This window comes from Parapedobacter koreensis (genome assembly GCF_900109365.1).
Classification (GTDB): Bacteria; Bacteroidota; Bacteroidia; order Sphingobacteriales; family Sphingobacteriaceae; genus Parapedobacter; species Parapedobacter koreensis.
Window position 1 is genome coordinate 371,342 of record NZ_FNZR01000001.1, and the last position, 25,533, is coordinate 396,874.

The 25,533-nt window shown below is 42.6% G+C and carries 31 protein-coding genes; 6 read left to right on the top strand and 25 right to left on the bottom strand.

Annotated elements, in window-relative coordinates; genetic code table 11:
* Positions 1 to 8: 8 nt before the first annotated feature.
* Complete coding sequence (locus BMW65_RS01580; RefSeq protein WP_090602229.1) at positions 9 to 3,167, bottom strand: SusC/RagA family TonB-linked outer membrane protein; 3,159 nt, start codon at positions 3,165 to 3,167, stop codon at positions 9 to 11.
* A gap of 1,008 nt (positions 3,168 to 4,175) precedes the next feature.
* On the opposite strand from BMW65_RS01580, the gene BMW65_RS01585 reads away from it, so the two are divergent.
* Both BMW65_RS01585 and BMW65_RS01590 read left to right on the top strand, forming a co-directional pair.
* Positions 4,176 to 4,577 carry a helix-turn-helix transcriptional regulator gene (locus BMW65_RS01585; protein WP_090602231.1) on the top strand — a complete coding sequence of 134 codons (402 nt, stop codon included), beginning with the start codon at positions 4,176 to 4,178 and terminating at the stop codon, positions 4,575 to 4,577.
* A complete protein-coding gene (locus tag BMW65_RS01590) occupies positions 4,574 to 4,996 on the top strand; it encodes a helix-turn-helix domain-containing protein (protein ID WP_090602232.1) in 423 nt (140 codons plus the stop codon). Before BMW65_RS01585 ends, BMW65_RS01590 begins: the two co-directional genes overlap by 4 nt.
* A gap of 195 nt (positions 4,997 to 5,191) precedes the next feature.
* Here BMW65_RS01590 and BMW65_RS01595 read toward each other — a convergent pair whose 3' ends face one another.
* The 5 genes from BMW65_RS01595 to BMW65_RS01615 form a co-directional block, all read right to left on the bottom strand.
* Positions 5,192 to 5,419: a hypothetical protein gene (locus BMW65_RS01595; RefSeq protein ID WP_090602234.1), complete on the bottom strand. Its 228-nt coding sequence runs from the start codon at positions 5,417 to 5,419 to the stop codon at positions 5,192 to 5,194.
* 105 nt (positions 5,420 to 5,524) lie between these two features.
* On the bottom strand, positions 5,525 to 6,262 hold the full coding sequence (locus tag BMW65_RS01600) for a hypothetical protein (RefSeq protein WP_090602236.1): 738 nt from the start codon (positions 6,260 to 6,262) through the stop codon (positions 5,525 to 5,527).
* Between the two features lie 174 nt (positions 6,263 to 6,436).
* Positions 6,437 to 7,321, bottom strand: coding sequence for an RpnC/YadD family protein (locus BMW65_RS01605; protein ID WP_090602237.1), 885 nt, complete (start codon positions 7,319 to 7,321; stop codon positions 6,437 to 6,439).
* A 46-nt stretch (positions 7,322 to 7,367) separates the two neighbouring features.
* Positions 7,368 to 7,694 (bottom strand): hypothetical protein, encoded by a 327-nt coding sequence (locus tag BMW65_RS01610; protein WP_090602239.1) that lies wholly within the window; start codon positions 7,692 to 7,694, stop codon positions 7,368 to 7,370.
* A gap of 191 nt (positions 7,695 to 7,885) precedes the next feature.
* Positions 7,886 to 8,095: a hypothetical protein gene (locus BMW65_RS01615; RefSeq protein ID WP_090602240.1), complete on the bottom strand. Its 210-nt coding sequence runs from the start codon at positions 8,093 to 8,095 to the stop codon at positions 7,886 to 7,888.
* Between the two features lie 84 nt (positions 8,096 to 8,179).
* Between BMW65_RS01615 and BMW65_RS01620 the strand changes: the two genes are divergently transcribed.
* Positions 8,180 to 8,449, top strand: a complete 270-nt coding sequence (locus BMW65_RS01620) for a hypothetical protein (RefSeq protein WP_090602242.1) — start codon at positions 8,180 to 8,182, stop codon at positions 8,447 to 8,449.
* 5 nt (positions 8,450 to 8,454) lie between these two features.
* Positions 8,455 to 8,709 (top strand): hypothetical protein, encoded by a 255-nt coding sequence (locus BMW65_RS01625; RefSeq protein WP_090602243.1) that lies wholly within the window; start codon positions 8,455 to 8,457, stop codon positions 8,707 to 8,709.
* Between the two features lie 7 nt (positions 8,710 to 8,716).
* On the opposite strand, the gene BMW65_RS01630 is transcribed toward BMW65_RS01625, so the two are convergent.
* From BMW65_RS01630 to BMW65_RS01645, 4 genes are read right to left on the bottom strand one after another with little or no spacing between them, the layout of a single operon-like run.
* A complete protein-coding gene (locus BMW65_RS01630; protein ID WP_090602244.1) occupies positions 8,717 to 8,995 on the bottom strand; it encodes a hypothetical protein in 279 nt (92 codons plus the stop codon).
* A 5-nt stretch (positions 8,996 to 9,000) separates the two neighbouring features.
* A complete protein-coding gene (locus tag BMW65_RS01635; protein WP_090602245.1) occupies positions 9,001 to 9,705 on the bottom strand; it encodes an SOS response-associated peptidase in 705 nt (234 codons plus the stop codon).
* A gap of 10 nt (positions 9,706 to 9,715) precedes the next feature.
* Complete coding sequence (locus tag BMW65_RS01640; RefSeq protein ID WP_090602247.1) at positions 9,716 to 10,981, bottom strand: Y-family DNA polymerase; 1,266 nt, start codon at positions 10,979 to 10,981, stop codon at positions 9,716 to 9,718.
* The gene (locus BMW65_RS01645; RefSeq protein WP_090602249.1) at positions 10,944 to 11,411 is read right to left on the bottom strand and encodes a LexA family protein; all 468 of its coding nucleotides are present in this window, start codon (positions 11,409 to 11,411) and stop codon (positions 10,944 to 10,946) included. Before BMW65_RS01645 ends, BMW65_RS01640 begins: the two co-directional genes overlap by 38 nt.
* Positions 11,412 to 11,505: 94 nt before the next feature.
* Between BMW65_RS01645 and BMW65_RS01650 the strand changes: the two genes are divergently transcribed.
* A complete protein-coding gene (locus BMW65_RS01650; protein WP_090602251.1) occupies positions 11,506 to 11,775 on the top strand; it encodes a hypothetical protein in 270 nt (89 codons plus the stop codon).
* A gap of 2 nt (positions 11,776 to 11,777) precedes the next feature.
* Here the strand turns inward: BMW65_RS01650 and BMW65_RS24030 are convergent, their stop codons facing one another.
* The 13 genes from BMW65_RS24030 to BMW65_RS01715 all read right to left on the bottom strand — a co-directional run bounded on the left by BMW65_RS24030 (position 11,778) and on the right by BMW65_RS01715 (position 23,475).
* Positions 11,778 to 11,924, bottom strand: a complete 147-nt coding sequence (locus tag BMW65_RS24030; RefSeq protein WP_177180949.1) for a hypothetical protein — start codon at positions 11,922 to 11,924, stop codon at positions 11,778 to 11,780.
* A gap of 137 nt (positions 11,925 to 12,061) precedes the next feature.
* The gene (locus BMW65_RS01660) at positions 12,062 to 12,817 is read right to left on the bottom strand and encodes a TetR/AcrR family transcriptional regulator (RefSeq protein WP_090602254.1); all 756 of its coding nucleotides are present in this window, start codon (positions 12,815 to 12,817) and stop codon (positions 12,062 to 12,064) included.
* 4 nt (positions 12,818 to 12,821) lie between these two features.
* The gene (locus BMW65_RS01665) at positions 12,822 to 14,096 is read right to left on the bottom strand and encodes an aminotransferase class I/II-fold pyridoxal phosphate-dependent enzyme (protein WP_090602256.1); all 1,275 of its coding nucleotides are present in this window, start codon (positions 14,094 to 14,096) and stop codon (positions 12,822 to 12,824) included.
* Between the two features lie 152 nt (positions 14,097 to 14,248).
* Entirely contained in the window at positions 14,249 to 14,929 is a 681-nt protein-coding gene (locus BMW65_RS01670) for a hypothetical protein (protein ID WP_090602257.1), read from the bottom strand.
* Positions 14,930 to 15,008: 79 nt separating this feature from the next.
* Entirely contained in the window at positions 15,009 to 15,656 is a 648-nt protein-coding gene (locus BMW65_RS01675) for a hypothetical protein (RefSeq protein ID WP_177180950.1), read from the bottom strand.
* Between the two features lie 167 nt (positions 15,657 to 15,823).
* Positions 15,824 to 16,696 carry a hypothetical protein gene (locus BMW65_RS01680; RefSeq protein ID WP_090602260.1) on the bottom strand — a complete coding sequence of 291 codons (873 nt, stop codon included), beginning with the start codon at positions 16,694 to 16,696 and terminating at the stop codon, positions 15,824 to 15,826.
* 414 nt (positions 16,697 to 17,110) lie between these two features.
* Positions 17,111 to 17,674, bottom strand: coding sequence for a hypothetical protein (locus tag BMW65_RS01685; protein ID WP_090602262.1), 564 nt, complete (start codon positions 17,672 to 17,674; stop codon positions 17,111 to 17,113).
* Positions 17,667 to 18,254 carry a hypothetical protein gene (locus BMW65_RS01690; protein ID WP_090602263.1) on the bottom strand — a complete coding sequence of 196 codons (588 nt, stop codon included), beginning with the start codon at positions 18,252 to 18,254 and terminating at the stop codon, positions 17,667 to 17,669. Before BMW65_RS01690 ends, BMW65_RS01685 begins: the two co-directional genes overlap by 8 nt.
* A gap of 165 nt (positions 18,255 to 18,419) precedes the next feature.
* Positions 18,420 to 20,552, bottom strand: coding sequence for a conjugal transfer protein MobC (gene mobC / locus BMW65_RS01695; RefSeq protein ID WP_090602265.1), 2,133 nt, complete (start codon positions 20,550 to 20,552; stop codon positions 18,420 to 18,422).
* A gap of 17 nt (positions 20,553 to 20,569) precedes the next feature.
* Positions 20,570 to 21,868, bottom strand: a complete 1,299-nt coding sequence (locus BMW65_RS01700; protein ID WP_090602266.1) for a relaxase/mobilization nuclease domain-containing protein — start codon at positions 21,866 to 21,868, stop codon at positions 20,570 to 20,572.
* Positions 21,850 to 22,260 carry a mobilization protein gene (locus tag BMW65_RS01705; protein ID WP_090602268.1) on the bottom strand — a complete coding sequence of 137 codons (411 nt, stop codon included), beginning with the start codon at positions 22,258 to 22,260 and terminating at the stop codon, positions 21,850 to 21,852. Before BMW65_RS01705 ends, BMW65_RS01700 begins: the two co-directional genes overlap by 19 nt.
* A 180-nt stretch (positions 22,261 to 22,440) precedes the next feature.
* Positions 22,441 to 22,620 carry a hypothetical protein gene (locus BMW65_RS01710; protein ID WP_090602269.1) on the bottom strand — a complete coding sequence of 60 codons (180 nt, stop codon included), beginning with the start codon at positions 22,618 to 22,620 and terminating at the stop codon, positions 22,441 to 22,443.
* A 108-nt stretch (positions 22,621 to 22,728) separates the two neighbouring features.
* Positions 22,729 to 23,475 carry a hypothetical protein gene (locus BMW65_RS01715; protein ID WP_090602271.1) on the bottom strand — a complete coding sequence of 249 codons (747 nt, stop codon included), beginning with the start codon at positions 23,473 to 23,475 and terminating at the stop codon, positions 22,729 to 22,731.
* Positions 23,476 to 23,527: 52 nt separating this feature from the next.
* Here BMW65_RS01715 and BMW65_RS01720 point away from each other — a divergent pair, with 52 nt between their 5' ends.
* The gene (locus tag BMW65_RS01720; protein ID WP_090602272.1) at positions 23,528 to 23,857 is read left to right on the top strand and encodes a hypothetical protein; all 330 of its coding nucleotides are present in this window, start codon (positions 23,528 to 23,530) and stop codon (positions 23,855 to 23,857) included.
* A gap of 107 nt (positions 23,858 to 23,964) precedes the next feature.
* Here BMW65_RS01720 and BMW65_RS01725 read toward each other — a convergent pair whose 3' ends face one another.
* Positions 23,965 to 24,177, bottom strand: a complete 213-nt coding sequence (locus BMW65_RS01725; RefSeq protein ID WP_090602274.1) for a hypothetical protein — start codon at positions 24,175 to 24,177, stop codon at positions 23,965 to 23,967.
* Positions 24,178 to 24,252: 75 nt separating this feature from the next.
* Entirely contained in the window at positions 24,253 to 25,377 is a 1,125-nt protein-coding gene (locus tag BMW65_RS01730; RefSeq protein ID WP_090602275.1) for a HEPN domain-containing protein, read from the bottom strand.
* Positions 25,378 to 25,533 lie beyond the last annotated feature (156 nt).

The following is a 25,533-nucleotide window of genomic DNA, read 5'->3' on the forward strand; positions in this document are numbered from 1 at the left end:
AATTGGTATTAAAATTCTAACCTCAGCCCTCCGGATACGGTGTATTGTGCAGCAATGTCTCTTGATTCGGGATCAATCCCCTTATTATTTGAATTCCATAGTAACCCTAAATTGCTTGCTATCGCAAACAACTGCAACGATTTAAAACGAATGCTTTGGAAATTGTTGCGGTTAATGATATAGGCTAATCTAACATCCTGTAGCCTTATATGGCTCCCATTTAATATTTGTATTTCATTGTAACGGTAAAACGTTTCCCTTTGAGAAATTGCTGGATATACCATTGCAGGCACCGTTGTATGAAGCTCATCGCCGGGTTGTCGCCACCGCATTTCAAAATCACCGTAAGCATAGTTTCCTGTAAATAACTGCGAGTAGTCCAAGCCATTCCTTCTGAAATAATAGCCCAATTTGAACAGGACATTAAATGAAAAAGAGACACCTTTCCAATCGAATGTATTCCGAATACTTCCAAAATGCGTTGGACTTGTAGAACCAAAGAAAACTAAATCATTAATATCCGTAGATGAGGTAATAGCGGTGTAATCACTGCTTATTTCGCCATCCAAGTATCCATTGGGATTACCGTTAGTGCCGTCAAGCCCCCCCCATTTGTATCCAAAAATTGCATTAATTGGTCGACCTTCGGCATAAGCGCCAAGCATGTAACTATTGACGTTAGCGGGCGTTAATAAGTATTGTGTAACTTTATTCCACGTGTAGCTGTACAATGCTGTTGTAGTCCATTTTAGTTTAGTTAATAAATTTTGGCTGTTTATGGTCACATCCGTTCCATGTCCGGCCATCGATGCTGTATTACCCCGAAAGGTGACCCTGCCACTTGAAGGAGCCATTTCAGCATCCCCCATTAAATCGCTGCCTAATTTCCAATATTGTTCTATACTTCCCGTAATCCTCCCTGATCTCAAAATTGAAAAATCTAAAGCTGCATTTACCGTTTCGATGGTTTCCCATTTTAAGTTTGGATTTGCTGGACTCCCAATTCGTAAATTTGGCTGATTATAATCATTAAATATGGGGATGGCACTTGCTATTAGATAGGCCGAAACGCTTCTATCCACATTTCCGCTTTTACCGTAGGTAGAGCGCAATTTAAGCGAGGGCAACCAATTTAGATTATAGAAGCCTTCATCAGAGACTTTCCATGAAAACCCAGCTGACCACAGTGGTGTCCATTTTTGATTTGTAGCAACACCAAATAGGTTGGATGCATCCCTTCGGAAGCTTCCATAGAGATTATATTTGTTATTAAATGTATAATTGGCATTGGCATAAAAAGACACGAATCGGTCAGTTAAATATTGCAAATTTTGCGAAGTTGGGATTTGAGTATTCCAACCGGTTATTATACTTGGATAAAAATTAATTGGGTCAATATTACCTACTGTCTCACGTTCTGCATTATAGCCATAGAATCTGTTGCTGTTTGATTGGGTAACCATATTGCTTAATTCCGCGCCAACAATGCCATTAATGGAATGTAGTCCTAAATCCTTATCCCAATCTAATTGCCCCCTAAGATGGTGTGCTTCGTAATTACCCGCACTTAGGTCCAAAATGCCTCCCAAGGGAACAGGTCGACTTACCTGTCCATTAGGAGCAATTGAAGAAAATTGATTAATCAAATCACGGGTAAAGAAAGTTTCCTGGCTTCGATGGTTTCTCCTGTTGGAGTTTCCGCGACCATATTGGTAACGTACATTGGCTTTGAGGAAAGGGAATAACGCATATTGCGCGATGGCGTTGAATTTCAAGTCAGTGGCTTTGACCGTCTGATCCGCAAAACCCAATTCATCCAGTGGACGGTAATTCCAATCCAGTAATCTACCTTGTCCCACAGTATCTATAAAGGACGGCCTATACCTTGCTATGGGCAGACTGTTGCCATCTGCATCGGCTAATTGGGCATATGGATAATTAACAAGTAAGCCATGCGTGTTGTCATCATCTTGCGATTGAGTGTATATAAGCCCAGTGCTGACTTCAAGTTTATTATTAATAAATGAAAAAGTGTTATTGAAATTCATGGTTAAACGGTCGAAACCGCTACCAACCTTGTTATTCAGATTTTTATCCCAGCCTACTGAGGCGTAGTATCTGTTGTATTGCCCACCTCCGTTTACGGAAAGAGCATGTTGTTGTGCAACCGAATTACGATCGAAGTATTTTGATATATCATTACGGACATCCAATTGCCTAAAAGCGTCAACTGCCGCAGAGGAATCTCCGGATGATATATTTCCCAATCTTCGTTGCTCAAGCATCCAAACGACAGGAGTTACACTCGGCATTTCAGGCCCCGTTAAGGCATACGAATAATGACCCCGACTGAATAAGAAAGTCTCTAAATCGATAAAGTCTGAACTGCTTAATTGTTGTCGAGTGAACTGATTCGGCTTTTGGGTTACTGAGATATTTGTAGTTAGCGAAATATTGGGGCGTTGGTTAAATTGTCCGCTTTTCGAGGTGATTACGATTACCCCGTTCCCTGCTCTTGCACCCCAAATAGAAGTAGCTACGGCATCTTTCAAAACAGTGACATTAGCAATGTCATTTGGGTTAATATTCCTTATGTCTCCATTATATTCAAAATTGTCCAATATTATTAAGGGGCTTGCATCGGCATGTATTGTGCTTGGCCCTCGTATACTCAATTGCGGTTCAGCATATGAAGCAGTTTTGTCGAATAGTAATCCATTTGTTACCCCATCGAGTCTACTTAGTATATCAGTTGAAAGGCTTCTATTTAACAATTCGTTATCAATTTGCACGAAGCTACCTGTAGTCCTTTCTGATGAAAGCCTTTGATATCCTGTGGAAATTTCCACTTCCTCAATCATACGTTCCTCGGGTTCTAAATCAATTTGGAACGGTGCTGTTTGAAATGAAGTAAAGTTCACATCCGTGACTTTAAAGCCAAGGTACTGGATACGGAGTTGCCCTTTTTGTTGGTTAGTGGTAATGGTGAAATTGCCATCATCATCTGTCTTGGTGGATGTGGGGCTATCCACGATCTGTATGGTAGCACCGATGAGGGGTGACCCATCCGTAGCAGATTTGACAACGCCTCTTAGGGTGATGGTCTGTTGTCCGTATACTTTGTTAGAGGCGATGATGACTAAGAATAAGAAGGAAAGGTATTTCACTGTGCCCCTCCCTTCTGGTTAGCACTTACGTAAAAAAAACAAGGCCCATGAGGGGCCTTGATTTGGAATAGAAATAGGTTGGGGGCGATTGTATGGATGGAAAAAGGTAGCCGCGTTGGCAGGTTCCACGGGCGTGGAACGCTGCCGCACGGCGTCTGCACACATGACTCTTTTTGTGATGCGGAATCGCACCGTCGGGATTGCTTTATGTAGGTTGTATTTGCATGCTTGATATGGGGCATAGCCTGCCCAATACGTAAAAAAACGTTCATTTTTGTGTTTGGTTAATTATATGTTAGTGAAAGAAGATTACTCCGAATCTTGGGGGGATGCGTCCAGTTTAAATCGGAGCTTTGATGATATTCCGATAACGGTTTTGGGAAAGGTCGTTGAGTAGTTGGAATAGGTTTGGCTCCCCTATTGGCAGGCGCAGACGGGATTTCAGCACATTGTTAAGCGACCAACGGAGAGTTGCCGACCGCTTACCCGCGCACCCACCAAAAGGGGTAAAGCCAATGCCTGATTGGTTAGTTTGGTTTCCTAAGAAGCTTTTGGAAAAAGTTGTAATATGTCTTTCCAAGGGCTGCATGATTTTGTCTGGTTAATAAAATCTTTAATGCAGCGAGAGAGGCTTAAAATAGCACGGGGCCTCTGCTCGCCCCCTCTCCACCCAATGGTTCGGAAAGCGAGTGAGCACCCCATGCCGTAAACATATTTATATCGATAACAATATAAAAAGCGAACACGGGGGCTTCACTTCGCCGCTACTGAGGTTCCTAAACATTGGGTGGAGAGGGCCACAGTAGCTTTGACGTTAAGCCCATTAATAGGCTACAAAACTACCAAATTATGTTGAATCCTGAATATTTCCTTTTTTCATAATTTCAATGTTATCCGTAATCAAAGATGCTCAAACATTAAATGATTTAAAAATAACGGCTCATAAAATTTGTTCCTGTATGTTAAATTTGGTAACTTGGCAGCGAGTTATTGTTGATAATTGAAAATATGAAAACGGGGCTTTCGATTGACGAATTATTGATTTCCATTGGGAAAAACCTGTCTGCAATAAGAAATGCAAAGCGGGAAACACAGGATGGTGTAGCAAAATCCATTGGAGTAACTCATCCTGTGGTTAGCAAAATCGAAAGTGGTCAGTACAACCTAACTTTTGACCTTCTAATAAAATTATGTAATCATTTTGAAGTCAGTTTAGAACAAATCCTGGATTTAGATATTTCACAAATTTTCAATTTTACCCAAAAGAATAAATCCGGAGACCGCCATAAACAGTTTGTTGTCCATGAGCATACTGATGGATATGATTTATTGGTTAAACAACTTCAATCAGAAATTTCTTATCTTCGGAATTTCATTGAGAAAAATTTAGAAACAACGAAAAAGCCATGATAGCGAATATGAACAAAGAAATTATACCGGAAGAATTACTAAAAACCATCGGCAAAAACCTCGCTAAAATTAGAAGCGATAAAGGCGAGGATTTAAAAGACGTTGCAAAAGCGGTTGGTGTAAAGGCGGTGGATTTGGAAAAGGTTGAAGCTGGTGTCTATCCATTAACAATAGAGTTGCTTGTAATATTAGTCAATCATTTCGACACAAGTTTGCAACAGGTTATGGAAGTTGCTTTGGCTCAAATATATTATTTTACTCAAACAAATTCGACTGGCAGTAGCCATAAACAATACGTTGTTAATGACCATACTAATGGTTATGAATTGTTGGTTGAACAATTGCAAAAGGAAGTTGAATATTTACGAGGATATTTCGAAAAGTATGTTGCCTTAACATCATCGAATCCGACTGAATGAGTTTAATGGTTTTTTGCATTCATAACTTGACTGATTGTGCAATCAGCGGAATGTCATGAGTATCCACAGAAAGCCTAACACCGGATGGACATTGACGGTATTATGAGGGGCGAGAAAAACATGAAGACGATTCTGACAAGGCAAATAATTTGCATAAGAAGCCGCCTGTTAGGCGGCTTCGTCATTTAAAAAACCTTACTTCTTCTGCTCAAGAAGAAACTGTAACTTATCTATAATGGGTTTTTTCCAGCTTTCGGGCATGGTGCTTTCAAGCTTTTCAAAATTTTCATCGATGACAAGTGTTTTTCCTTCTGAAGTGATATAGCACGCTTGCCCGTATTTGCTTGTTTCTGTATAACGGTAGTTGAAGAAATGGATTCCCTCCTCAATTTCTACAGGTATATCTTTAAATTCATATTCCATATTGTGGTGACAGTCAGCCTAAGCGATTTGTTTTAATTATAAAAAGAGGCTTTGAATTTTAATCCAAAGCCCCTTTTAAGTCTTTCCGTATCCCCTGTACCAGCATTATAACTTCACCAGTTGTGCGATTAGTGAAATGTCATGAGCATTCACCGAAAGTTTCACGCCCGATGGATATTCAAGCGTGACTTGTTTCGATTTATTTTCCACGGCACTGGTGGCTAAGATAGAAGACGGACTTGTCATAAGGCGATTGCCCATGATTTCCGGTTCGTTGAATAATTCTTCTTGGATTTGCTTGCTTCGGTGATAATTGCTGAGTCGGTATAACTTTCTTTCCATCCGTCCCATCGTTTTTCTTTCTCCCACATAGAGCTTTGACAGGGGTGGCCTATTCACTCTCGGCATTGGTAGCCAAGATTCTTGTTGGGTTTTTTCAACTGTGGTCGGTTCTGTTACTACATTTGCCGTGGCCTGTGTTTTTTTGAGCGATTCACGCCAGTATTTTGCGCAGGGTCGTGGACAAAAATCAATGAGCCATGCAAGGAGTTCGATGTTTTTTTCATCTGTTCGAAACTCTTTTTTCAACAAACTGCAAAGGGGTTTAAATTTGTCTATATCAAACCTTTTGATGGCCATTTCATGAAATTCTTCGGTGGGCAGAAGCCCGAAGAAAGATTTGAGCGTTGAGTCGTCATCCCTGTGGTGTTTTTTCTTTCTGAATTGGATTAGACACTCGTTGCGTAGCTTGGCCGGTGATGGATAGGTTAAGTTTACCGACAATTCACCTGCGGCTTTTTTCATTTCGTAAAACTGCCGCACTTCGATTCTGTAGTTTTCCATTGTATCAAAGATTAAATTATAGATTTACTTGGGTTGGTGGTTAGGTATTGGGATTAAAAAAGCCACCCGTTCGTAGCGGATGGCTTGCTCTTATATCTTGCAATAGTGTCTATTTCTTGTTGCCAAAATAGGCACGGACTTTTGGCGATTTCTGCCTTGGTGAAATGTAACGGATTAAAGTTTTTCGACTTCTTTAATCGTGAGCTTGGTGGTCTTGGCAATAAATTCTACGGAAAGCCCCTCTTTCTTCAATTCACGTGCGATGGCGATGGCCTCCTCGCGGCGGCCTTTTTGCCTTTCTTGTTTTTTTACTGTTTCAATTATTCCCATATTGATTGCACCTCCTGTCAGTTGTATCACATGCTCATCAAAGATACGATTTATTTCAGAATCTTTGATATACAAGAAATTTTTCAAGAACACCAAGAAGCTGATGATGCGGTCGTGATCATAGTCGTGCCGGAGCAGCGCCCTGGCGATGGTGAGCCTGTCCTCGCTCAATTCCTTATCCGGTACTTTGCCCTCCAGCAACGCCTTTTGGCAAGCGACAACAATGAGTGCAAATGCATTGTCCATTTGCAGCAATTCGGCCTCGTCATTGTCGAAGATGTGGTACGCACGGTAGCGGAAATGGATGGATGTGTCTATGCCCCTATGAACGTACTCGGATGGCTTGTGTTGGTTCTTGTCACCTGTGAATACGGCGATGGTTTCAACCGGAACGCGATAACGGTCTAAAATCCGATAATGATATTGGAAGATGCGAAACGCAAAATCCTCTTGGCTGCCTCCCTCTATTTCGGTGTGCAGCAAAATCCACCGCTCGGCGCCGTCTTTGAGATACACCTTTACTAAGAGGTCGGCCACGCGTTTGCCTTTTTTGCGCTCACGCTCTGGGATGATGGCCAAAAGCTCTTTGTCCATAAAGGTCAATCCGCGCGCGAAGTCAAACAGGTCGTTTGCATTGGGATAAATGAAGCGAAGAAATTCGATGAACCATTCTTCAAATGCCCCTTTGAGTAACTCGTCGTTTTGTTTGGTTGGTTTCGTACTGGCCATGCGGCAAAGATAGGGATTATTATTGTTGGCAGCCTTTTAATGCGCACTACCGTTCTTGGCCTATAGTGCTGTCCTGCCAGTCCCAATCCGGCATTTCCGGTGTGTCGGGCGTTTTGGAAATGATAAGTACGGGTTTGACTTTCGGATTGTCTGACACGGGTATTCGTTCTTCCTCGCTGCTGATTGCATATATGCAGCCAGTGGTTGGGTCATTCACGTATTTATCCATTTCTGACTTATTGATGAGGTGGTAATACTCTCCTGCAATGCGGTAAAAATTTTCATCCCCTGTCCGCTCGTCTTCATGACATGAGGCGAAAAGCACGAAGCAAAAAGGCAGCCGTTTGAGAAAACTATAAACAATCGTTCTCATCGTCTAATGCTTTTGAGGTTAGTAATTAACACAAATTTAAGCAACGTTGCTTTTATATGCAATTAAAAGCTCGATGAAAATCGCTGTAAACCAGCCTGAACGAAATTCGTTCTGTATCCGTGACTGCGGCACCATAATGCGTTCGGATAGTTTTTGGGGACGTGGTTTTTTACTGCGTTCGGCGATACGGTTTAATTACGGATGGAATCATAGAAACGTTGCAACCTCAATACATATAGCTCTTTGTGTTGTGGCTTCATATCCGGATCTTCCAATGCCCCGAAGTGGGATTTAAAGAACTGCTCTGTAACCGTGATCGTAGCCCCCCCACCTATGTGGACAGGGCCTTGGAAAGAGGATTTTTTTTCTTTCAGGTATGCGATGAGTTCAATGGTATCCATGATGCGAAGTTAACAATATTGCGGGAATTTTGGCGGTTCAATAATTTTGATTTACTAATTACTTTAGCATATATTTGCGTTGCTATGGCTGGCAGTAATGAACAACCGAAAAATGTGGCTAGGGTGTGGTATCTCACCCGTTATCTCCATGTGAGGTATGAAACTTCGTATGTAGCGGGTAAACTTGCTGTTACCCTTTTTGGCAAGGATGACGCGGTGTACAAGTTTATGCGTGTGGGAAAAAAATGGCGGCTTTTGCAGGGGGACATTGGCACGTGGCCGGAAGACCTGCGATATAAAATTGCGAAAATGATGAACAGTATTGCGGAAAACAAGGTGGATATAGTTGTATAGACAATATGAATAGGCATAGCGGTACACTTGATTTTGATTATTTAGGTCAACGGAAGACCATCCCATACAGTTATTTTGAAAACGGTGGACAAGCGAATGTCCACCTCACGGATAAAAAGGGTTGTTGCCATGCCTATTTCTACGATGAGCGTAGAAACGTGTGGGTAGGTCTTGGTAAACAACCCAAGTGGCCCGCTGATTTTGTTTACACGCTGCACCGGATGCTTGATACCGTACTGGAAAAAGCGAAAATCCAATAATCGGTGGTTACTCCGGTGAATCGTCGCTTTCATTAGCGTTTCGCCAAGCATCCTGGTTGTAATATGCCCAAGCGATATCTATGAGATCGTGGTCAATCACCGTCCCGTCAGCCATTTCGGCGATGTAGGTGCCGCCTAAGTCGTCGTATACGATAGATTTCTGCTGCTCCTCTAATTGTTCCGGAATGTCTTCCGTGGGCGAAAACTTGATGGTCTTGCCTGTATTGGTATGGGTGACGTAAATGGTGGTTTCGTCGTCGCGTTGCGCTATTTCAAATGGTTCCATAATTTCTATATTTCGTTTTGGATTTCGGGGTAATTTGTATCGCCTTTCATGGCTGTTACTCTTGCCGTGCGGTGGGTAAGAAACTCCCCATCCCACGGTTGCATAAGTTCTTTTATCTCTATGGGGTCTTTGGCTGCAAGCCAATCGTCCCGTTTATCGGGGGGTACAATGAGTGGCATGCGTTTCTTCTCATTATGTATTTCCTCCAATTGCTCATTGGCTGCTGTGGTGATGACGGAAAACGTATTGTAGCGGTTGCCTGTTTCCTTGTCTTCCCACGGTGAGTACACAATGCCAATGGTGAAAATCTCTTTATTGGGCAGGTAGAGGTAATAGTTTTCGGTATCCTTCTGTCCGGCCACCTTGTGGGGTTCGTAAAAACCATTGACGTAAAGCAAGCCACGGTACTTGCCGATGTAATCTTTGTAGCTGGCCTTTTGAAAAATACTTTCACTCTCGGCATTGAGGGTGTTGGCATACTTGGCCGCTTCGCTTTCGGACTTGACCCAAAAGGGCAGTAGCTTCCACCTTGATAGGCCGATATCGTCCGGTTTTCCATTGACCGTAGTAGGCAACCACGGTCTTGTAAATCCGCTTACGTGGTAATATTCTTCGTCCGGCGAATATAGATTTCCATCCCAATCTACGTGGTATTTTGGAAATGCTTCCCTCAATGCTTTCTTAGAGGGAGTGGATGTATGGTAACACATGCTGTCAAGACTATTTCGCTACAACAACAATTATCTCCGAAAGTTTTGTGGTGAACCTTTTTGACCGATGTTCTTGCTTCATCGTCCACTGGCCTTCATTGCCCGTTGCAGCCATACGGACAGTATCACGCCCTTCCCGACGATTCACCTTGTCCATCGCCTGTATGGCCTTTGCTATGCGGACGCGGTTATCGGGTTTGGTGTCAAACAGTGATTGCTGTACCTGCGTATCGGGTCTGATGTCGGATAGCATCACACCGACTTTTTGGTAGCGGTAACCCTGCTTGAATGTGGTACGTAGTATGCTTTGTGCAATGCGTATGAGCTCCCCATCGTTAGCGGTCGGAGTTAATAATTTCACTTCCAATCCACAGGCGAAACGGTCTTGCTCCTTGATGTGGTCGCTGGTGCGCGCATAGACATAAATACGATTGCAGACGCAATGCTGAGACCGTAGCTTGGCCGCTGCAATGCTCACATAGGTGGCCAACGCTTCGAGCATGACTTTTAGGTTTGTCTCGGGGCGACCGAATGAGCGTGAGGTGCCTATGCCTTTCTTGGCTTTACGGTGGTACTCCATCGGTATGCAGCTTTCGCCACGGAGTTCACGCCACATCCGTAAACCGACTATTGTCATCTGCTTTAGCACCCAATCGGCAGGGAGTGCAGTGAATTTGTATGCATCCGTAATGCCCATATCCACCAGCCGCGTTGCATGGCGGCTGCCGATACCCCATACATCGCCGATTTCGGTGGCAGCCAGTGCCTCGGCCTCCTGCTCAGGTGTGGATAGGGTATAGACTCCCGTATCCTTGGATTTCTTCTTGGCCATGCGGTTGGCAATCTTGGCCAGTGTTTTCGTTCGGGCGATGCCGATGCACACGGGTATGCCTGTGCATTGCAATAACTCCCCGCGTAGGCGTGTTGCCAATGTGGTCGGGTCAAGCAGGGCATAACCCGCGAGGTCGCAAAAGCACTCGTCAATGCTGTATATCTCTTGGTCGGGAAAATACTTGCGGATAATTGAAGTAACACGATACATCATGTCTTGATATAACGCATAATTGGACGAACGTACCCATACATCGCGATGGGTATCCCTAAACTGAAAATAGGGATGTCCCATTTTTATGCCCATATCCTTTGCCTCTTGGCTACGGGCTATCGCACACCCATCGTTGTTGCTAAGTACTACGCCTGCTTTGTCCTGCAATTGGGGCTGAAATGCACGTTCGCAGCTAACGTAAAAGTTGTTGCAGTCTATCAGCGCGTACATCTTTCCTCCTATGCTGATTGTGTATGGTATGCTGTACCACTCCCCAAACGGTGAATTGGGTGGTTTCCGTGCGCTTGATCGGGCGGTAGGCTGGATTATCCGGCATCAGATATTCAACATTCCTATGCATCAGGTATGCACGTAGTATAAAATCACCGTCCATTACCCCAACTACAACATCACCGTTTGCCGGGGTGAGCGAACGATTGACGACAAGCAAATCACCGTCATGGATGCCGGAGCCTTCCATACAATCGCCCGTGACCTTTGCATAAAAGGTGGCTTCGGGGTATGAGGTGACGTAATCATTCAAATCAATTTTTTCTTCTTCATAATCTGTGGCTGGGCTTTCAAACCCTGCGTGGATACGCTCACCGAATAGCGGTATGAGACTCCTTGACCTACCGCGTTTATACAATACTACATCCATACAATACAACTTCAAAGACCTGCAAATTAAATACTAAATTAATTAGTATGCAAATGACTTAAACAAATGTTACAATTTGATTGTAGTGGATGGGATGGTGAGATTTGAAAAACTGACTTGCGAATTGTTGCAATTGCTTGAAGCAGGGGGCTATACCGTGCTGACCAGTGTATCGGGGCTGTGTGATGAAAATCCCACATACGTGCCGGAGCGGATAACTGACTTATGGGGTTATTTGGGAAGCATCAACGTGTGGAGCGGCGGATTGTCGGAAAAGGAGACTAATCTTTTGGTGATAAGGGATGCCCTTGAAAATATACTTCCTGAAGACTTGCGGGGAGTGGTATTGTTGTTTGACGATTGACTTTATGCACTATCTGAGGTCTTCCCTGCTTTCGTATCGTTTGAAATCCCTTTCGCCCCATTTGGTGAGATGGTAGCCTCCGCAATGGGGACAATAATAGGCTCGCCTTTGTTGGGGTCTGCCCTGTCGGTGTTTGATGCGTCTGCCATCCAGTCGATTGTGCAAGGCTTTGAATCCCCATCGTAATCTAAGGATGGTAAGCCTTGCTTCCATTTTTGAAGCAAAGCAGATTTTTCCTGTTGCAAGGCACTTTTTGCGTTCTGATGGGGCCGGTAAGTCCATTCTGTCACCTTTTTTTGATTTGCGATGATGGCCTGTATGACCGTCTGCGACGGTCACGGACGGGCGTTTTGGTTGCCCGGTAGCGTCCACTTTGCGTGTTGCTATTTTCAGCTTTTTGTGTTCTTGCTGATTCGTAGGTGTTTGACATAATCAATCTGATGGCCCTTTTTATCCTTTCCATCCCCTGGTCAGTGCTGATGTCTACCCCGCAGAACAGGCTGTCGTTGTACTGGCTATGCAGTACGAGGTGATATATCCCTGCAATGACCAGCGCGGATACCGCGCGTATGTCCACATCGGTGCCGTGGAAATGCGGGTCGGTCATGTTGAAAAGGCGCTCGCCAAGCTGTTCCCTCTCCTCGCCAATCCTGAACAGGATGGGATTCCGTTCGCACAGTTGCCAAAGGATGACCTGCTGCATTTCCCTGTTCTGATAAAAATAATCCAGTTGGTTTATCATGATGGATTCGGCAAGCTCGCGCCCGTAATTGCCGCCGTGTTGTTTGATAAGCTCGGTGACCTGCTGAGTAAACCCTACCCAATAATCCTTATTGCGAATGTATGTTTCAATGAGGTTATTGATGTTGCCGAAATGGTGGTCTAACTGGCTTCTCCTCAATCCGGATACTTCTGCAATATTTTTTATCACTAATCCGCTGTACCCGTATTTAGTGATGATTTCTCCCACTGCGTCGAGGAACTTTTGCATGGTGCGCGTGCTGTTGTTTTTCGGGCCGTTGTATTTCCTTTGTGGTCCCATAGCGTTACTCCTTTTTATTTTTTTTTGAGATTTTCAATTGGCTATCTACGTATGCAAAGGCTTCAAGTGCTCGGTCAAGGTGTTCTTTCGTATGGGTCGCCATCACGCTCATACGGATACGTGCATCGTGCCGTGGCACGGCAGGGTACAAGATGGGATTGGTGAATATTCCGGCTTTGAGCAGCATTCGTCCTGCATCTCCGGTGAGGTGCGGATCACCTATCTTTACGGGTATGATGGCACTGCAAGTGGTTCCGGTGTCCATGCCAAGATCTTCCAGTCCCTTTTTGAAATAGTTGATATTCTGCCATAGACTGTTGCGCCAATGGGGTTCCTCGTCGATGAGTTCGATGGCTTTGACAATGGCCATGACCGTAGGTGGTGCTGTCGATGAAAATATCTGCTGACGGGATTGAAAACGGATGAAATTGGTCACATCGGGACTGGCAATGGTGTATCCCCCGATATGGCCAAGGGTCTTGCTGAATGTGCCGGAAATGATATCCACCTTGTCCAGCAAATCTGCATCTTCCAACACGCCACGGCCTGTGCGGCCCAACACGCCGATACCGTGGGCATCGTCTACCATGAGGTATGCGCCGTGCTGTTTGACGAGCTTGAACATTTCGGCAAGCGGGGCTACGTCTCCATCCTGCGAAAACACGCCATCGGTGACCACGAGCTTGGTTTTGAATGTGCCCTTTACGGTTTTGAGGATATGCTCCAAAGCAGTGAGGTTGTTGTGCGGAAAGGTCTTTGCGTTGGTTCCCCTTAGTCCTTCGGCGACGCTGGCGTGTACGCCCATATCCACTATGGCAATGTCACTTTTCTTTAACATGGATAGCAGTGTCGCGCTGTTGGCGGTATAGCCCGTGGTGAATGTGGCCGATTCATCGGGGTCGCGCCCGTAGAATGCGGCTATTTTTTCTTCAAGTTTTTTGTGGTACTCAAAAAAACCTCCTATCAATGGACTCGCCCCACTGCCTACGCCGTATTTTTCGATGCTGTCTATTGCCGCTTGTTTGACTTTTGGGTGCTGGCTGAAATTAAGGTAGTCATTGCTTACGAAGCAAACGCAACGTTGCGGCTTGTTGTCATAGGGTGTTTTGATGTCCATTTCCGGCCCGCATCCGGTGGTTGTGATAAGCCTGTAATTCATGTGGCCGTTTTCGGCCATGTAGTCCGTGAACTGTTTGAATGTCTTGGCGCGCTCGAATGCATCGAGGCCGGGAATGTCCTCAAAATCCTTGAACGTGGCTTTGGTAAAATCTATTTCCATAATCCGGTGTAATGATGTTAACTAAATAAGTAGCATCTTTAAAGTACACTGGAAATACGGATCGGCTACTTATGCGTGCAGGTTAGTGCCATGAAATATGATGTAAAGATACCGATTTTTACGCGGATGTGGAGCGATTGGTTGCTTGATTCCTATAGAGGCTGTTGTTTAATTATCATTTCAAGTTTTGTCTTATCTATTCCTCCGCCTTTTTTGAAAATTGCACCAATGTCTTGTTGATCCCTAACAATTTTGTTGTCAATAAGCACTTTTGATACGAGGTCTTCAAAGGTATTTTTTACCCTTGCATAACGAAAGAATGTTTTGATGTTTGTTGATTTTTTTTCGGCAATTGTTTTGATTTTTTGTTCAAAGAATGTTGGAATTGTTAGTTGAACTAATTCTCTATATTCTTTTTTAGTAAGTTTTAAACTGCCATTCTTGTTTTTAGCGTAGTTTATCTTTGTGTCTTTATAATTAAGAGGAAAAGGCGAAATGTCAAGAATAAGAAAACCAATATCATTACATACTTTGATAAAGTTTTCCTTATTTAAAATGTTTTTGTTTAATATATCGCCTAAGTCATTGCGATAGAAAAACTGCGAGTTTTTTGTATTTGGATTATAGATGTATTTTTTCTTTTTTCCCCAAAGCGGAGCTTCTGATATCATTAAGAAATTCACCTTGTCAATTTGTTGAAAGTTGTCAAACCAAATCGATGTAATTTCATTAAATGCATTTTCTAAGTACAAAGAGTCTTGGTCAAAATATGCTGAAAGCCCTCGTTTGTCGTAAAATGCTTTTAGGATTTTTTTATTGTCGGAATAATTCATTTATGATGTTTTATTGAAGTTTTGACGGTGTCAATTGCATGCTCGCTAACGGCTCACTGCTTGGAATTTCTGTTTGTTGTCATAGGTTGTTGTAAAATGCCCAATTCAGCTTCAATTCCCCTTCCATTTCGTATTCCTGTATTTTTGCTTTAATCGGTTCTCTATGTTCTGCTCCGCAAATAAACATCGCTTTGTTGTACAGATGTTGTTTGCTGTAATTGTAAATATTTCTAAGCATTTCAGTTTCACGTTTATCATGAAGCTCACTTTCAGATTTATGTTCACGAAGCAATTTTAGGTCATTTATTCTCGATAAAACGGTTTCTTCAACGACACGTATTTTATCCAAACGCTCTGAGCAGGTATCACTATTTAGAAAGTTATGGCCCTCCTGTTTAATCATTGCTACCTGCTCCTTCCACAGTCTGACGTATTCAGCACTTCGCTTTGCTATTTCATCGGCGCCAAAAAAAAGGTCGGTTTTATATATTGGATAAGTGTCAACCGGAAAATGCTTTATAGAGTAACACCTTAAATATTTCTTGATTGCTGTTGCCTCTATTGTATTTGGAATATAGTCGTCAGCATATACAAAGGAAAAAGTGTCAGGGGAAAGCTCTTCGAATATTATTTCCGGTTGTATTTCCTCAATGATCTTGTACAACTCATCGGGATTGCATTTTCCAAGGAGTTTATGGAATGATGAAAGTAAAGTAATGCTGTACACTTGTATGGGCTTCTGTTGTTTATACCTGTCACTAACGACTAAGTATTTATACAGGTGTGGGATTGGCAGCACTCCGGCTGATTGAAAATATACAGATGCCGTTATATTCGTCTGCCCAATTTAGAACGTATTGCCACACTTGTATAAATACGTATGTTTTGCGTTTGCTATTCTTTTCGAAAAGCTGTGTCAATTACAATAGGTTTTATTCGCTCGTCTTTAATTGAGTCTATAATAGACTGAATTTGCTTCTCGTCGATTTTTACAGAAGCGGGAATCCCTATACTATACAACGTGAGAATTATTGCAACAAGGGACACCAAAGCACTAAATAAAGCCGTGTATAAACCAACTTTTGCAAGCTTTAAATTTTGTTTTGAGATTAAAAAATCATTTTTAGCTATCAAAAGTTCAGGAGAACTATACCCATTATTTTTAAACTCGAAAAGTTTAAACGTTGGAACATAATAATAGCTGAAACAATTTAAGAAGTTGTCAACGACATCCTTATTTTTTATTTCTAAAGTTGTCAAATAGTCTTTGTCGCAATTGATATAAAAAGGAAATGTATCAGCCCTATCCTGTAATTTGTTCCGTAAGTTAACCTTATCGATAAAACCATTAATTTCCAACTGTTTTAGAAAGTTGGCAACCTTCACCAGTATATAATTTACTCTTTGGAATACAAACCAATTGCCGATAATTATAAAAAGGTCTGCATTCTCTTTCTCCATCAGATGAATCGTTGCTTCGTTTTTTTCAAAATCTACATTGATAACTATTCCGACATTTGTTAATTCTTTGTCTCGCTTAAAAAGTCTTAGAATTAAATTTTCAATGTTTGCATCATTGTGCTGCGAGGCCATCAGGAGCGGGTCAGTTCTAATCGTAAACCTATGTACCAATGATGGCTTTTCGTCAGGACTACGAAATCCAGATGTGCGCCAAACTGATTTGCCGTTATCGAAATTTCCACCAATAGTGTCAGCGTCTATAAGGTAGTCAATGATTTCTTGTTCAAGTTCGCTAAGATTATCCATGCTTTATGCTTTATATTGACGCGCAACTCCCAAATATATGCAATAATCTTTTGTAGGCAAGGATGTCAAGTGTCTTTCAATTACTCCCTATAAATAATTGTTTTTAAGCGCATTGTTTTAACATTAACAGATTTAATCTGTTACGCATTTTGTATAATTTCTTTGGCCTTGTTTTGACAGGTAATGCAAGAAGCGCTATAAGAATACTCTCATCACAATTGCTCTGTTGTTGAAACCGATGTAAGCTATACAATTTAATTTTGTGTTACTCAATTGGATTGTTTTCACATGGATGTGGGTGTGGGCTATTTGACAACCCTACGAACTTGAACTACGAAACAATATTGGCGACATAAAAGAAAGGGGGTATCGGCTGTTTATTTAGAATATCAAGTTGGTTATTAGCTGCTACTTTTATGTTGCCCTCCTAAAGTTCCACACCTCTCTCATTGACTTTATGTGTTCAGGAATTAAGTTCTGCACTTCCTTTTTAGGGGCGCCCATAGTCCTAAATTCCTTTTTCAAAACATCAATCAATAATTTATTCCATTTCTTCTCAAACTCTGAATTGGGAACCTCAATCACAATCCCATCTTTAATTCTTTGGGAAACCTTATCAGTTGACTTACCTGTCATCAGACAAAAAGCTTTCGATCGAATGATTCCATCAACCAGTGAATATTGGGATGATAAATGAAATTCGATTACAAAGCCAATTTCCATCGGTTGTAGAAATTCTACGATTAGATAAATATGCTTTGGAGCAAAAAATGTTTTAGGTAATGACCACTGAGTTTTAGCATCTCCTGGGGGCAACTCGTTGTGCAACCGCATTAACTCAGGTATATTTTCGTCATCCTCTACATCAATTATTAATGCAGGTATAACTCGACCCTCGCCTATTCCGACTGAGGAAAAGGCTCCTTGAGCGACTGTCTTATAAACCGGGTCAACAACTTTGATTGTCCTTCTAACCATTTGCAAATTCTTTGATAATTGAGCATTCTGAAGTTTGGCAGTTACCCTGAGTATCTGTTACTTTAATAGTGTATTTATCAATCCTATAGCCAGCAAAAGCATTTTGAGGTTGTTCAAACATCAACCATTTTGACATCATTCCTCTTTCTTCAACTCTTATATCGTTAGGAAATGCCGAAATACTGTCTTTAGGTATTTCGCTTTTGTGGTTCTCATTGTGGTGAATGATAACCCTGGCAACAGAGTCGTCGTCTCTTATATACTCGATCTCTAAATCTGCCTTAAATGAACTTTTGCTATCGGACTTGTTAAATACAGCGACATGAAATAGCAAGATTTTTTTGATAGGTTCGGCTTGTGTTGACCACCTGTATGCTTCATGCAAATACAAACTAAAATCGGCCTGTCGGTCACCATAGTTTTGTTGTGCTAACTCGTAAGACTTTTTTGCAAAACCTCGGCTTTGATATGCAGAGAAAGCTGAAATAATTGTTGCTGCAACTGCTATAACTGTCCAGATAGTAACGGTTGGCTGTGCTGTTTGGTTTATGGCTTGAAGTAGTATGTAAGCTAATGTCATTCTTTGGTTGTGGTTAATGTTCGTTACATCTCCCAAATATATGAAACAACCTTGTCGATACAAGTATAGTTTTTTCTATTTTTCCCTTGTAAACTCCTGTTTTAAAACATCCTGTCTCTTTAGCGGCTTTTGTCTCTTTCTCAAAAGGGCAAATCTCGATTATTTTCACATGGACGTGGGGCGGTTGACTGCACTTTGCTCTGTGGTGTTTTTTTGCTCTTGCCGGGGTATCGGGGGTCGTTGTCCGCTATTTCGGGAAGTTGCCGTGCGGCGTTTCTTTTGCTTCTTGGCTTTTTGGTGGTGTGTCGGCGCTGGTTGTTCGTCGTTTTCGGAAGGAGACATTTCGGCCTCAATCTTCCGTAATTCGTCTACCATTAAGTCATGCACTTCCCGTTTTATTCTCAGGTAGTTTTCGCGTACGTCGTCTTCGGTGACGTTCGCAAAAGAGGGAATAGGTCTGTATCTGCTTTCTTCGCTTGCAATGGCCTCATGGTCATTTTGGATTTCGCTATGGAATATCTTTAATGCCATTTTTTCATTGGGATTGTCGGCCACCATGCCCACGAATGTGCCGGATGAAAGTGTGGCGATTTTTGAGGCAGGGACAGCATAGTCCAACTGCATCGATTTGGTAAACGTGGTGTCGTTGCTGCTCAGGGTGCTGCTGGTTCGCTCCTGCATGATTTTCCCCAACGTCTCCGAAAGTGCTTTGGCGGTTTCCCCGGTGGCCTGTCCGCTGATGATGTTGCCCACTACGCTGAATATGACATCTGCGGTTTCCCTGCCGTAATCCCGCGTGATCTGTTCCTGATTTTGGACTGCCAGGGTAGTAGCGACCAAATTACTTCTCGCGGTAGCCAAAAGTCCGTCCACGCCCGACGAGCCGCCTACATAAATCGTGGGAAATTCGTCGAAGATGAGTGAACATTTCTGCTTCCCCTTTTGGTTGACGAGCTTTATCATCCGTGACACGAACAGGGACAACACCGCCCCGTAGATTTGCAGCTTTTGCGGATTATTGCCAAGTGCCAAGATTTTGGGGTCTTCGGGGTTGTTCACGTCCAACGTAAAATCACTGCCGCTCAAAACCCAGTATAGTTGGGGTGAGGACAGGCGGCCAAGCCCGATTTTTGCCGATGCTATCTGCCCTTCAAGTTGCTCCTTTGCGTTGTTTTGGAATGCCATCAAAAAGGGACTGATTAAAGCCTTAATTTCTTCCTCTCGGCTTAGCACTGCAAACAGTGGGTCGTAATCGACCTGCATCAGCTCCAATGCGTGGGGTAGGGTGCAATAGATGCCGTCCCTGTATTTCCGCAAAAACCAAATGATGGCCGTGAGGAAGCTAATTGGTGACTCCACGAAGAAGTCCCCAATTTTCTGCAACCATTGTCTGTTGAGGCCGAGCATGATGCTGCGGCTTGCTTCGGTCGCGTCCGTGATGTCTGTCATGCTGTGGGGGTCGAGCGGATTGCAACGGTGTGTTTGGTTCAGGTTGTCGAAATTGATGATGTAGAATTTGGGAGTGATGCCGTAATTTTTGCGGTATTGCAATAGCTTGTTGTAGGCTAAGTGTGTAAGGTCGGGATATTTGAAATCGTAGACGAACATCGCGAAGCCCTTTTTGATGTGCTGGTCGATGATATGCCGGATGATGAAATAGGATTTTCCCGCTCCGGGGGTGCCTATCACGAGCAGGCCGCGAAATGGATTGATGAAATTAATCCAACTGTCACGGAGTTTGCCTTTCAGGTTGTACTTTGCAGGTAGGTTGATGGAATATTCGTTTTGCAATAATCTTTCCTCCTGCGGAAACGTTTCATTGTCATTATTGAATATGTCTCGTTGCAGGCTGAATTTGACAAGGCGTGAAAGGTGGGTGCCGCCGATGACCATGAGCAGGTATCCGATTGCGGTTGTGCCGATGTAGCATAGGGCAAGCATGTCGGTTTCGACGGTCAGGTACAGCGTGAGGGCGCTGGCGAAATAAAGGGATAGCCCGCTCACGATGTATGCGGTAATGCTGCGCCAATTTATCTTTTCGTCCTTGCGGCCCCTCACTCCCATGAGTGAAATGGCAAGGAATATGAGCGCCCCGAATTTCGGTTTTGCCATTCCATCCAAAAAACCCATTGTCAATAGGTTGGCCAAAAGGCGGTCGGAGATATCTGCCGTCCATCCCCATTGCCGGAAAGCAAGGTAGCATGTAAGGTACGCATGTATCGCAAGGATGGCTATGCTAACCATTCTGCTGAGGTCCGCAATTTTTCGTAGAGCTTGGATGTCTTCGCCTGTATTCATGGTTATTTGTATTGGGGTTATCTGTGGATTGCCTTACGCTTTTTCTTCTTTTTGGGTATCTGCGGTGCATATTCGGGTGCGGTTTTACTGAGCAGGTTTGGTAACAGGCTGTCTCCGCTTGCGCGTTGTTTGGGTGTGCGGTTTGCTTCCAAAGCCATTTTCAGGTAGTTCTTGGCCTTTGCGGCTTGTTGCAGGTAGGATGTTTGCCGCATGGTCGGTTTAAGTACTTTTGCCGGCTGCTCTTTTTCCGATGGAATGTTCCGCTTACCAAGTTTGTCGGTGACGGCTTTTGCGCTGTACGCTTTACCGAAGTCGCTGCCGTTGAAGACCGTCTTATTGATATTGTCTACGTAGGTGATACCGTATAATTGTCCCTGTTCGTTTTGCCGGAATACTGCATGGATGCCCTCTTTTGCCAATTCCTTGATGAAGGTGGTTTTGGTGAATTGGGTGTGGTTTCCCATAACGTTGCCAATGCGCTGTTTGAGGCCATCTTTGTGCTGCTTGCGCTTTTCGGTGTTTCGGTCGAATCTTTTTTCAAGATTGGCAACCGTGGGTTTGCCATAGATGGTGCTGGCCTTGATTGGGATACCCACCCGCTCGCCTTTTTCATCGATTAATGAATATTGCAGCCCATTGCGTTCGTGCATCCGCGTACCCTCTTTGCCTCGGTCGGCCACGATGTTGTACTGGCTAAGGACGGCATTCAATTCGGCGATGCTGGTGAAGCTGTACTCTTTTATGATAGCATTCACGATATTGGTGATAGCCCGTTTCGTGGGGGATTGGCCATAGCTTGCGGCTTCGATATTTGCAGGTTTGATGCCCTGCTCTTGTTCCTGTCCCCTGCCTTCGGCTTTGATGAGCCTGTATTTTTCTTCGATTTCTTTCCGCGCCGTTTCGGATAGAGTACGCCCGATATTGTGGATGTCGATGCGCTGGCCATCCGGCTTGATGTTTACCGTCGCAATGTGGATATGCGGATGGGCGGCATCGAGGTGGCGGTAAACAAGGAATGGCTGGTCACCGAAACCGATGCGCTCCATGTAGTCGATGGCAATCTCCTGCATCCTTTGGTCGGTCAACTTCTCCGTGGGGTCGAAGTTGAGCGAAATGTGGATGGCGTTGGTTTTTACCCTGCCGTTGAGCATGGTGAGGTTTTCAAAACGCTGCTTCTTTTGCAGCATATCCATATCCGTTATTTCCCCCGCAAATCCGCTTGCAAGGATGATATGTGCCTCTCCTTGTTCAACCTTGTGTTCGTTGTAGTATAGCACACCGCCGATATCCTTACCGCTTATGATTTTCGCAACCATCGCTGTGCAAGTTTTGAGGTGATGCCAAGGAGCGTATCTATTTTGGCTTCGATGCGTTTGTACTCTGCGGTTGTTTTGATGTGGTGGAATGCCCGCTCGGTCGGCGATTCCGAAATATGGAATTTATGTGTCTGTTGGTTTATGTTGATGCCGATGGCTTTTATTTCCTTGCGTATTAGCGCCAGTTCTTCCATTGGGCCGTTTAGCGACACGTCACGGTAAAAGCATTTTATTTGCTCATTGGACAGGATCTTACGGGCTACTTCTCCGATACTCCGGCAATCGCTGTCATTGACCAGCTTTTCGAGCCGCTTATATGTCTTATCGTCTACCCGTGTGCGGATAAGATGCCTCAATAAACTGTCTTGGTCATGTGCTTTTTTCCTTCCCATAACTTCACCCTTTGGGGAATGTTCCGGACGGTCGCAAGTTTCGAAGCGGCTGCCCCCGACAATGGGTCGGCAAGAATTTTTGTGGACAAAAATACATCTTGCTCCCCCCACGCGGGGGGCCACCGCTCCCTACCGGACGTGCCGGAACGGACGTTGTAATGCTGTTCTTATGGCTCTGCTCTACGGCAGTTCCGGTTTGTCGGTTAGGTCTATTCTCTCCACCTCGGTGAGCGGTATAGAAGCACGGAGTACCTGCCGGATGCGCTGCCGTGGTGTCTCTTTCTTTCGTTTGAATCGGGGGGCGAAGCTGTCTGCCGGATGGCGGTTGCCTTTGTTCCTTTTGGGTGTGTTGTTGTTCATGGCTATCCTATTTTGTCGGGTCAAAATTGGGCAGCCGTGTCGAGGGAAATTGGGTACTTTTGGGGAGTACCTAAATTTAAAGTTTGCTCTTAGGATTAGGTTGGTTCTTTATCTAATTAGGATGCGGCTGACAAATTCCGAGGCAACTTCGTGCTCTAACACAAAAATCCGCATTGTATTGTCTTTTTTAATCTTGGCAACTTCAAAGATTTTATGATTATGGGTTGAAGATATATTAAAATGGAAAAATAAGCCATTGATATAGAATACAAATTCCACCTCATTATTATTGGCAAACTTCAAAGGTCTAATTATTGTATCGATAAGTCGCGGGTCGTTAGGTTTTGCGTAAATCATTGATGCTTCATAGGTGGTTTCTTCTTTGCTGTCGTTGTTCAGAAGCATCCTACGTATCTCTTCCGAATGTTCTTTTCCTAAATCTACTTGCTCGAAAAACTCGTGTTTGGATATATGCGCCCTCCAAAGCAAGGAAAGGAAAAAGAGTTTCGTTTTTGTATAATCAATGTTGCTTATTAAAGTAGATTTGAGCCCATTTTGATTGACCTGATTAAAGTACATAGGGCGTTTTTCCTTGCCAATATTTCCTCCGTAGAGAACCTTGCTAACATAATCTTCATTCTTGCCGATAACGTTACTATCACAATCTTGACATAAGATATGTTTATCGTAGATGCCATCAAAGAGGCTTCTTGCCCTCCCGTTTGAAAGATTTTTATAGTTAACATAATGCTTGATTGGGTCGAACAGTCCATTGTACATAAAATCAGGGATTATATGAGATTTTTTAATTAGCGCTTTTTCTTGTAGGCAAAGTTTACAAATCATTGCTTGCATATTTAGAAAAGAAATATCTTTGTTCCATACCACTAAATATAGACTTAAAAAAATGAATTATCAATTGGACAATCTCCGAATAAATCTCTTTAATGTAGTCAGGGACTTAGCTACAGGAAAAGGTGAAATCAAGGGTAGACTCAAAATTGCGTACAAGACCTTTCATAAATTAAGGAGTGAAGAATTTCCAGCTCGATTAAAAGAAAGTTGGAATATCATCGATTCAAATCTTAAAAAAAGCGAAAAGGAAAATGATAATTTTGGAGAAACCGTAATTGACAAAATGGATGATGAAACCTGCGTTGATTTGGCAACTCTTATATGTAATTTGATGTGGGATTCCGTTGATCCAGCTACGGAAGAAGCCAAACCAACATCTTAAACATATCCTACATCACGTGTTCTATTCACGGCATTATTATTTATACAAAAAACCCACTAAACACCCCAAATCGGGCAAATAAGGGTTAGAGAAATGTACATGACGGATTACTCTACATACTCCCGAACAAAGTAGCCGAGCCAAAACCAGTCTTTTGGTTCCAAGTTAACACCCTCTTTTGCGGTGAATACGATATAATTCTCATCACCGTCTATTTTATAGTCAAACTCGCAAGTTTCGGCGAATCCTATGCCGGAGCTATTGGTTTCCATTGCTTCCAAAATGGCAATGATTACGTAGGATGGCGCTACTATTTTCATATTTTGTGTTTTTTTCAAAGGTACATAGCATGAAACTTAGGTTCTTACGGGAAACCGTAAACGGATTACTAAGTTTTAATTTCTTTTTAGATAATCCACGAAGTCTCGGTCTTTAAGGTATTCGATTAAAATTACTCCTATATAATCATATAGTTGATCTATAGACTCCAAATAAGTAGCCTCATCTTTATGGCTGATGTAGTTTCCATGTGCTATATCAGATCTCTGGTTATATATGTAGTTTAAATTATTATGAATTTCGTCCAAATCCCTTGTTTTATCGTTAAGATATATCAAAGTTGTCGCTTTCAATTTAAATTGTTTGCTAATACTATCTTCAACATTAAATCTGTTAAAGTCGGGGTTTCTTGTTAATAAAAATTCAATGATACTGACAAGAAGTAATAATTTAACTTTTATGTCGTAAGTTTCATGGAGAATTACTCTAAGCAAATTTCCGACGAACAACAGTTTTTCTTTTGGGCTTTGCTTTTTATTAGATGATTTATTGCCATCCGTTTGTGTCAAAACAGATTCTAATAGCTGTGAAATATCTCTTACATCATCAGCAACCAAAGGGAACCATATCCATTTCTTATGGACTGGCTTATTCTCATTTAGAAAAATTCCAATATGTTTAAAATCTTCCAAAACATAATACAAATCATTATCTCTACTTTCATAGAAAATTTCCTGTGGATATTTCAATGGAATTAGGTTTTCCCCATAATAATGCCCATTCCTATTCAATAGAAGTGAAATTAGTCCTGTATATCCAATGACTTGATTAAATGAATTGAGAAATGGGTGATTATTATCACCGCCATATATAATTGGTATGAGGGTAGTTTTCTTTTCCAAAATTTGCTCAAAGAAACCATCATCTTGATATCGTAGAATTATCCATGCTTTTACAATTATATCTATTGTATTATCGGTATGGTATTCTTGAATTATATCAAACGCAGTTTTATCATTTGCCTTTAGATAGTCTGTCAGTTCTCTTAGCCCGAAAGCAACTCCAAGCGCCGGATTATCATCGTTATTACCACCCCCCCAATTGACGCTTTTAATAACAAACTCTTTTATCAAATTTTCTTCTTCTTGGCTTCTTGGATTGTCAAGAGCATAACCCATTGAATTTGAAAGTATGATTTTATCCTTAAGTGGATAAATAAAGTGAGTGAGTGTAAAAGCCATAAATATTATTTAAGTTTCAATGAACCAAGCAACAAAAGTATTAAATATTTAAACCTGTGTTATGTGTGATTGATTTCTTTTATAGTAATGGAATGAAAAATTTAAGAGGTTTTGTAATGGTCGTTTCCATTGATAGCTGAAATTTTTGAATGCTTA

What these genes read in the sequence shown, in the direction of transcription:
- BMW65_RS01605 (WP_090602237.1), bottom strand. Translation starts at nt 7,321, where the DNA reads ATGGCCAGTACGAAACCAACCAAACAAAACGACGAGTTACTCAAAGGG.
- BMW65_RS01685 (WP_090602262.1), bottom strand. Translation starts at nt 17,674, where the DNA reads ATGGTTAGAAGGACAATCAAAGTTGTTGACCCGGTTTATAAGACAGTC.
- BMW65_RS01630 (WP_090602244.1), bottom strand. Translation starts at nt 8,995, where the DNA reads ATGGAACCATTTGAAATAGCGCAACGCGACGACGAAACCACCATTTAC.
- BMW65_RS01595 (WP_090602234.1), bottom strand. Translation starts at nt 5,419, where the DNA reads ATGGAATATGAATTTAAAGATATACCTGTAGAAATTGAGGAGGGAATC.
- mobC (WP_090602265.1), bottom strand. Translation starts at nt 20,552, where the DNA reads ATGAATACAGGCGAAGACATCCAAGCTCTACGAAAAATTGCGGACCTC.
- BMW65_RS01645 (WP_090602249.1), bottom strand. Translation starts at nt 11,411, where the DNA reads ATGGATGTAGTATTGTATAAACGCGGTAGGTCAAGGAGTCTCATACCG.
- BMW65_RS01725 (WP_090602274.1), bottom strand. Translation starts at nt 24,177, where the DNA reads ATGAAAATAGTAGCGCCATCCTACGTAATCATTGCCATTTTGGAAGCA.
- BMW65_RS01710 (WP_090602269.1), bottom strand. Translation starts at nt 22,620, where the DNA reads ATGAACAACAACACACCCAAAAGGAACAAAGGCAACCGCCATCCGGCA.
- BMW65_RS01665 (WP_090602256.1), bottom strand. Translation starts at nt 14,096, where the DNA reads ATGGAAATAGATTTTACCAAAGCCACGTTCAAGGATTTTGAGGACATT.
- BMW65_RS01590 (WP_090602232.1), top strand. Translation starts at nt 4,574, where the DNA reads ATGATAGCGAATATGAACAAAGAAATTATACCGGAAGAATTACTAAAA.
- BMW65_RS01625 (WP_090602243.1), top strand. Translation starts at nt 8,455, where the DNA reads ATGAATAGGCATAGCGGTACACTTGATTTTGATTATTTAGGTCAACGG.
- BMW65_RS24030 (WP_177180949.1), bottom strand. Translation starts at nt 11,924, where the DNA reads ATGGCAGACGCATCAAACACCGACAGGGCAGACCCCAACAAAGGCGAG.
- BMW65_RS01720 (WP_090602272.1), top strand. Translation starts at nt 23,528, where the DNA reads ATGAATTATCAATTGGACAATCTCCGAATAAATCTCTTTAATGTAGTC.
- BMW65_RS01670 (WP_090602257.1), bottom strand. Translation starts at nt 14,929, where the DNA reads ATGAATTATTCCGACAATAAAAAAATCCTAAAAGCATTTTACGACAAA.
- BMW65_RS01650 (WP_090602251.1), top strand. Translation starts at nt 11,506, where the DNA reads ATGGTGAGATTTGAAAAACTGACTTGCGAATTGTTGCAATTGCTTGAA.
- BMW65_RS01585 (WP_090602231.1), top strand. Translation starts at nt 4,176, where the DNA reads ATGAAAACGGGGCTTTCGATTGACGAATTATTGATTTCCATTGGGAAA.
- BMW65_RS01640 (WP_090602247.1), bottom strand. Translation starts at nt 10,981, where the DNA reads ATGTACGCGCTGATAGACTGCAACAACTTTTACGTTAGCTGCGAACGT.
- BMW65_RS01705 (WP_090602268.1), bottom strand. Translation starts at nt 22,260, where the DNA reads ATGGGAAGGAAAAAAGCACATGACCAAGACAGTTTATTGAGGCATCTT.
- BMW65_RS01660 (WP_090602254.1), bottom strand. Translation starts at nt 12,817, where the DNA reads ATGGGACCACAAAGGAAATACAACGGCCCGAAAAACAACAGCACGCGC.
- BMW65_RS01680 (WP_090602260.1), bottom strand. Translation starts at nt 16,696, where the DNA reads ATGGATAATCTTAGCGAACTTGAACAAGAAATCATTGACTACCTTATA.
- BMW65_RS01690 (WP_090602263.1), bottom strand. Translation starts at nt 18,254, where the DNA reads ATGACATTAGCTTACATACTACTTCAAGCCATAAACCAAACAGCACAG.
- BMW65_RS01620 (WP_090602242.1), top strand. Translation starts at nt 8,180, where the DNA reads ATGGCTGGCAGTAATGAACAACCGAAAAATGTGGCTAGGGTGTGGTAT.
- BMW65_RS01715 (WP_090602271.1), bottom strand. Translation starts at nt 23,475, where the DNA reads ATGCAAGCAATGATTTGTAAACTTTGCCTACAAGAAAAAGCGCTAATT.
- BMW65_RS01635 (WP_090602245.1), bottom strand. Translation starts at nt 9,705, where the DNA reads ATGTGTTACCATACATCCACTCCCTCTAAGAAAGCATTGAGGGAAGCA.
- BMW65_RS01610 (WP_090602239.1), bottom strand. Translation starts at nt 7,694, where the DNA reads ATGAGAACGATTGTTTATAGTTTTCTCAAACGGCTGCCTTTTTGCTTC.
- BMW65_RS01700 (WP_090602266.1), bottom strand. Translation starts at nt 21,868, where the DNA reads ATGGTTGCGAAAATCATAAGCGGTAAGGATATCGGCGGTGTGCTATAC.
- BMW65_RS01615 (WP_090602240.1), bottom strand. Translation starts at nt 8,095, where the DNA reads ATGGATACCATTGAACTCATCGCATACCTGAAAGAAAAAAAATCCTCT.
- BMW65_RS01730 (WP_090602275.1), bottom strand. Translation starts at nt 25,377, where the DNA reads ATGGCTTTTACACTCACTCACTTTATTTATCCACTTAAGGATAAAATC.
- BMW65_RS01600 (WP_090602236.1), bottom strand. Translation starts at nt 6,262, where the DNA reads ATGGAAAACTACAGAATCGAAGTGCGGCAGTTTTACGAAATGAAAAAA.